This window comes from Pseudomonas juntendi (assembly GCF_009932375.1).
Lineage (GTDB): Bacteria > Pseudomonadota > Gammaproteobacteria > Pseudomonadales > Pseudomonadaceae > Aquipseudomonas > Aquipseudomonas juntendi.
Genome location: NZ_BLJG01000278.1, coordinates 1 through 4123 on the forward strand (window position 1 = coordinate 1; position 4123 = coordinate 4123).

Consider the following 4123-nt stretch of genomic DNA (forward strand, 5'->3'; position numbering starts at 1 on the left):
TCTGCCTTCTCTTCGGCTTCGTCTTTGGCCGCTTCGGCCTTGTCTGCGCGCTCGTTGGCTTCATCCAAGGTTTTCATGAGGCCTGACACGGCGTCTTCGACTACCGTTGCGGTCTCTTCGTCGAGGATGACGGAGCGGCTTTTCTTGGAGTCTAGGAAGACTTTCCGGGTCGCCATTGGGGGGATACCTTTCGGTTTGTGGTCAAAAATTCGGGCCATCTTTCCGGCCCGCGCTGCTTCAACAACCGCCATGTGGTTGTTCAGGATGGTGCGCTGGGTGTACTCGTAGGACTGGCCGTCTGGCGCAACGCCGGGCTCTTTCGCGTATTCAGCGGTGTAGCCAGGCGAGAGCTCGGCCTTGCCCGACTCGATGTCGTCGATGGCCGACTGGTCCTTGATGATCATGTCGACGACGAGGTTCTCGCCGTCCTGCTCAACGCCGCGAACGTGGCCGACGGAGACCTCGCGGAAGGTGGTCGAGTCGACCAGGTCTTCGGGATGGTCGTTGGTCACATCCTTGTCGACGTACGTGGCCATCGACTCAGGGCTGAACAGCTCTTCGGCGGGCTTGTAGACGTTCACGATGCGGGCCGGGCCCGGCAGGTCCAGTTCCGTCGATACGTACTGGTAAACCCCTGTGCGGGCCGCAATGCCCTTCACGCAGAGGTAACCCTCAGGCGTACGAGTGCGCGACGTCGGCGTGAAGGCCGCGTCGATGGTCATTCTTTTCATGTGCTACCCGTTCTTGTCGGGGAAGTAGTTCACGCCGGGTATCAGGGATATCCCTACGCACCGGCAGAGCGGGTGGTGCTTGCCAGGGTGCAGGTTGGTCACACCGCGCCAGGTGGCACCCTCGGACACCTTGTAAACACCTGGGCCATAGCCGATGTCCTGCTTGGCGATGCCGTAGCAGCTGATCTTGGCGTTGGGGTACTTGCCGTTGGGGTCACCAGAGACACGCTGGTCGTTGGCTGTCTCGACGCGGTAGAACTCGATGCCTGCCGCTGTCTGCCGCTGGCGGGTCAGGTCGCTGTTCAGCTGCGATACCTGGTCCCGAGCGATCAGCTTGGCGCGCCTGGAGCTGACACCGGTCTGCTCCTGAATCTGCTTGGCGATGGCCGTGGGGGCTAGGCCGCTCTTCATGCCACCAAGAACGATCGTCTCAACCCGCTGGAAGTACTCGGCGGGGATAGACTTGATCAGGTTGACGTTCTCGGCGGTCGAGGCTTCGAGGTAGTCGACCATGCCCTTGGGCTTGGTGATCAGCTCGAAGTCCACACCCACAGCCCGATTGACCGACTTGCGGAAATCTTCGGCGTTGTCGGCCTCGGCCCGGCTGATGGTGCCGGCCGCCACCCGACTGGCCTGCTGATCGAACAGGCTGGTGGTGAATGTCGACGACACCCGGCGTATTACCGCGAGGATTTCGTCAGTCCAGCCATCCAGGGTCACCAGGCTGTCGGCGGTGTATTGCGGCTTGAGTCGAGCCAGTTCAGGGCCCAGCACGGCATACAGCTGCTGCGACATATTGCGCACCAGGGCATTTAGCTCGCCCCGATAGAAGCGCTCTGCGCCCTCACTTGGCTTTACCGGATCAGGCGCCCGTGGCTTGCGCTTTCTTGCCATCAGGGCCTTGGTCGTCGCCGTCAGGGCCTCCAAGGGTGAAGACTTCGAGGTTTTCATCGGAGCCAAGGCCATTGTCTTCGTCCTTCTCTCGCCGCACCTGGGCGGCGATCTGCTCGTCGGTGATGGCGTATCGACCTTTGGCCTGCGCGCGGGTCATGGCGTGGCTTGGGCGGATGATGCGGTTCTCGATGTTGATCGCATCGGCCTGGGCGTCTGCCAGATCCTCTTGGGCTTCTTCCACGCTCGACTTCTGGTAGAGCGGGTTCCACTCGAACTCGATGTCGTCGGGGTAGTAGCCCAGAGCAGAACGGATCAACACCTCGTCCACACGCTCGAGGTCGCGGCGCATCTGGCCGTCCTGCTTGCCCTTGATCGTGCCGTGGTAGGTCTTGAGGTCGCCGTCACCGGTGGAGTTGAGCCCTGCAGCGGATTGCCCCCATAGCTCGGTCACCGGCATCTCGGCTGCACCAGCAGTCCAGACCATGAATTGCTCCATGATTTGGCTCAGGCCGGAGAATGCGACGCTGCTGCGCTCGTACTTCTCATGGTCTTGGTCGAGCAGGCCCAGGTTGATGATCCCTTTGAGCATGCCGAACATGCGGTAGCGCTCGGTGATCTGATCACATTGAGCGCTGGCCAGGGCACCTTGCAGGCCCTTGACGCTGATGGTGTCTACGTTGGCCTCAAGCACCAGCGAGGCAATACCGCCCTTGGTGGCCACCACGTCGCGCAGGTCTTCCATGCAGCGACGCAGGCGGCTGTCACCCCAACCCTGTTCGAACTGAGCCATACGGCGCGGCAGGCGAGCGCCCGTGCGGCGGATGACGTGCGAGTAGTGGATAGGCTGCTGGCCGTTCACCACCGTGTAGATCTCTGGCAGCATCCAGTTGGGCGCCAGAGGATCGGTGAAGTTGAACTGGCTCGGCTGGATGTCCCAGCGGTCGAACACGACGATGTTCTTGAGGCCGCCCTTCTTCACCTTGTTCAGGTCAAGGGGCTTGCTCAGGTCCTGGCCGGTGATCATCAGCATAGCCGCGCCGCCGTATAGATCAGCCCAGCAGCACGCATCCAGGTACTTCTGCTGAACGCCCAGGCGACGCTCCTCGGCAGCAATCTTGCTCGCATCCTTGCCGTTGAAGCGGCGCCACTCTCGCAGGGCATCCTCGTTCGGCTTATCCACGATGCGGCGGGCCAGCCAGTTGGACTGATAGGCCGCTTCGAGCTCGTAGGGTGTGACGAACTGGAACCCGAACTGGTTGTGCGTGCGCTTATCCCGGTTGGTGCCGATGTTGGCTACCAGATTCTGGAGGCTGTCGCTTGTGACAATTCCGCCAGACGGCACTTGAATTCGCGGTTTTGATGTGGTCACAGGTTTTTACTCCGCGCCACATAATGGCACTTCATGATTTTGTGGCGCGCATCACTTCGGCTGCTTGCACAGGTCGCAGTCAAGTCGCTGGCAGATCCAGCGCTTGACCCTTGGCCAGTACATGACGACGAACATATGCCGAATGCCAGCCAGGGCCAGCGCGACGTGCATCGTGACGCCCGCGGTGTTCGGGGTGAAGAACATGCGATCAGATCGAGCAAGGATGGCGTAGCCGCTCAGGGCGATGATGGAGTACAGGATCTTGCCTATCACCCCGTCGCGTACCTTCCCACTCAGGACTGCCCAAGTAGCCCACAAGGCGATCAGGCCAGCAGAGAAGGCGTTGATGTATTCGAGAATCATCCGTTGGGCCCTCCGAACTTGGACCTGATGACAGACCATAGATCAGCGGCCTTGATGGCTCGGGTGACGGCAGCAATGAGCGAGCCGCCGAAGGTGCCCAGCAGGAACCCTACCCCCGCAACGCTGCGGGGCTCGACAATACCGAAGTAGGTGCTGACCATGCCCGTCAGGTAGTGGGCGCAGGCCATGCCGGTCAGAAGGAACAGCAACCAAGCCTTTCGGTCCGTTAGGTCATCCTTGTGCCAGCGGGTGGCAACCAAGGCCCCCAATAGGCCCGCAATGGCCCAGTCGAGCTTGTCGAGCATGCGGTGAAAAAAATCCATGCCCGACCTCTCGCTGTGCATGTTGTGGATCCCAGGCCGCAGCCTGGATTCAGAATGGGTGCAGATGGCCAACCTTTCAGTTAGCTGTCGTGGCGTTTCCCTCCAGTCCCCACGCTGACTGTTACCCCTGCGCGTTTCCGCCGGGCTTTAATCATCTGCATTACGCGTGGGTCTCTCCCCACCTGTCCGCCATAGGCTTTCCTGTCGCCGACACCCCGCTGCATCGGTCTCGCCAGGGCTGCCTCAAGCCACTCACGAATCACGTGAGGAATGAGCGCTTGGACTGCCGGTGTTTTTCTGCATCGCGGCACTACCGGCTTATCCGCGTCCAGTCATCCCTTGCGGGCCACACTGGCAGTGGGTCCCAACACTAGAAAAAGAAATCCCGGCGCTGGGCCGGGACTCTTGAGGCCCTCTTGGGGCCAAAAAAACCCAGCACTTGG

At 61.0% G+C, this 4123-nt stretch carries 5 protein-coding genes; all 5 read right to left on the bottom strand.

Annotated elements, in window-relative coordinates; translation table 11 throughout:
• On the bottom strand, positions 1-731 hold a 731-nt coding region (locus tag GYA94_RS24360), incomplete at its 3' end, for a DUF2213 domain-containing protein (protein ID WP_161893261.1).
• A 3-nt stretch (positions 732-734) separates the two neighbouring features.
• Positions 735-1526, bottom strand: a complete 792-nt coding sequence (locus GYA94_RS24365; RefSeq protein ID WP_161893262.1) for a phage minor head protein — start codon at positions 1524-1526, stop codon at positions 735-737.
• A 67-nt stretch (positions 1527-1593) separates the two neighbouring features.
• Positions 1594-2994: a DUF1073 domain-containing protein gene (locus tag GYA94_RS24370; protein WP_161893263.1), complete on the bottom strand. Its 1401-nt coding sequence runs from the start codon at positions 2992-2994 to the stop codon at positions 1594-1596.
• Positions 2995-3045: 51 nt separating this feature from the next.
• Positions 3046-3357 carry a hypothetical protein gene (locus GYA94_RS24375; RefSeq protein WP_161893264.1) on the bottom strand — a complete coding sequence of 104 codons (312 nt, stop codon included), beginning with the start codon at positions 3355-3357 and terminating at the stop codon, positions 3046-3048.
• Positions 3354-3680, bottom strand: a complete 327-nt coding sequence (locus tag GYA94_RS24380; protein ID WP_115293780.1) for an MFS transporter — start codon at positions 3678-3680, stop codon at positions 3354-3356. Before GYA94_RS24380 ends, GYA94_RS24375 begins: the two co-directional genes overlap by 4 nt.
• Positions 3681-4123 lie beyond the last annotated feature (443 nt).

Bases quoted from the DNA above. Each gene is read 5' to 3' on its own strand.
- GYA94_RS24380 (WP_115293780.1), bottom strand. From the start codon at position 3,680: ATGGATTTTTTTCACCGCATGCTCGACAAGCTCGACTGGGCCATTGCG.
- GYA94_RS24375 (WP_161893264.1), bottom strand. From the start codon at position 3,357: ATGATTCTCGAATACATCAACGCCTTCTCTGCTGGCCTGATCGCCTTG.
- GYA94_RS24365 (WP_161893262.1), bottom strand. From the start codon at position 1,526: ATGTCGCAGCAGCTGTATGCCGTGCTGGGCCCTGAACTGGCTCGACTC.